Source organism: Rubellimicrobium roseum (genome assembly GCF_006152145.1).
Lineage (GTDB): Bacteria > Pseudomonadota > Alphaproteobacteria > Rhodobacterales > Rhodobacteraceae > Rubellimicrobium > Rubellimicrobium roseum.
In genome coordinates, this window is sequence record NZ_VDFV01000133.1 from 1 (window position 1) to 1930 (window position 1930).

A 1930-nucleotide genomic window follows, 5' to 3' on the forward strand; every position below is an offset into this window, starting at 1 on the left:
CCTGTTCCTGTCGGCCATCGCGCTCGCAGCCGCCGTCATCTTCTGGCTGCGATAGCGAGTCCTGAGCCTAGGTGTAGGCGCGGATCCACGGCAGATCATACAGGGTGGTCGCCATGAAAATCCGGAAAAGGAAGTTGTCCCGCCGTTTTGCCTGCATTTGCGCCCAGAACGGGCCCGGCCCCTTCTTGGTCGCGAAACGTTCGAGTTGATCCCACATCTCGGTTGAAACGGCCTCGCGCACATGATCACGCCGGGAAGACGACAGAATGAAGTCCGCAGCCACATGCTGCGGACTCGGGCCCTTTCTCGCCGGAACCTTATTCGCTTTCTCATTCGCAGGCGCGGCAATGAGATCGGCTATTTCTTGCCTGACCTTGCTCATGACGGACCGGCAGGCCCAACGGTCCTCATAGAGCGGGATCTGTGCCAGACTGGGATTCAAGCTTTTGACGGTCTCGTAAACGAGATGCTCCCGCATCTTGTGCTTGAGAGGCACAGTAGCCAGGAACAGCGAAACCCGATCGTCCAGGAGCGGCATCATCAGATGGTGACGCCCGTCCCACTGCATGTATCGGTTCATGTACCAGTGACCGAGCCGGAAATCGACGTAGCTCCAGTAAAGCACCGACTTCGGCTCGGTGAAGAGCGGCATTCGCCGCTCTCTCCAGGACCTGAGCGCCGACTGCGCGGTGGCCAGCACCTCGGGCGACACGAGTTGCCGATCGAACAGCCGGCTGCCCAGGTGATGGAAAGGATCATCGTTTCCGGCGTTGACCCGGGCGTATCCACCCTTATGCAGTTCGCCCTGCCCAGTGACCAGTTCGCGATCGGCGTTGAATGTCAGGACTTCGCGGTGGTTCTTGGGATCGTGAGAGGTCAGCCCCTCCGTGAGGCGGTTGAAGTAAAGCGCCGATGCTAAGAGCGAGCGATCCTCATCGTTGGTGAACTGGATCCTGTGGTCGAAGCCGCCGGCCCGAGCGACCTCGGCGGCGATGACCGTCTCCCCAGAGCCGGTCACCCCATCCGTAACGGCCTCGATAGGTCCGAGCCTTGAAAGCGCCGCTGCCACGAGGCGACTGTCCTTGCCACCGCTGAGCCGGAACAAGCGGGGGCGGACGGGCTCGCGCGAGGCGGCCTGTACAAGAAGGTCGCCATAGTCCGTCGCAAGCTCCGTCAGGGGCCGATCGGCCTCCCCTGGAGTCGCGACGGGGTGTGCTGCTGCCGATACGCTGTCAGGCTTGATGACGATGGCGTCGTCCAACGCGACGCGCCGGACGCCCTCGAACACGGTCTCGCCCGTCAGCGAGTATCCGGAAGCCAACATCTCGGAAAGGTATTGTTCACGCAAGCTGGCGCTCGCCATCTGGCGGGCCGCAAAGTGAACCAGCATCGGCCTCGCTCCGATGACGTGGTAATCCGGGTTCATGCCGGAATGAAACAGCGGAACGACGGAAGGCATCGTTGTCCAGCCCGTCAGCTGCCTTAGGTCGGGCTGTGCCCAAATGAACGCGGCGGTCCCGCCATAGGATCGGTTCAGGGACGGTGCCTTGGGCGACCGAGCCAGTTCCCTGGCCATGGAAGCCGCGCTGTCGACCTGCCCCAAATGGCCGGCCACCGACAATACCGAGCCGCCAAGCTCGGTGAAGGCACCCTCCCCCGGGATTCCCTGCTTGGCCCAGCTGATGATAGCCAAGTTGCCATTCGCCCAGATCTGGGCCGAGCGGTCATAAATCGGGGGCAGGTAGGGCATGCAGACATTTGCAATGCGCTCAAGTGCAGTACGATCCGCAGGAGAATGTCGGAAGCAAAATGCGAGAAAGGTCCGGGACACCTGATACCTCTATCTGACCAGCGCTCATCCTACGCTCAGGACTCATAGCCAGAACATGACGGTTGCGGCCAAGGCGATGGCCGAGAGAAAGACCTTGGG

Annotated in this window: 1 protein-coding gene; it reads right to left on the minus strand. The window is 61.7% G+C overall.

Going from position 1 to position 1930, the window contains the following annotated elements; translation table 11 throughout:
• Nucleotides 1-67: 67 nt before the first annotated feature.
• Nucleotides 68-1750, minus strand: a complete 1683-nt coding sequence (locus FHG71_RS23145) for an asparagine synthase-related protein (RefSeq protein WP_139084159.1) — start codon at nucleotides 1748-1750, stop codon at nucleotides 68-70.
• Nucleotides 1751-1930 lie beyond the last annotated feature (180 nt).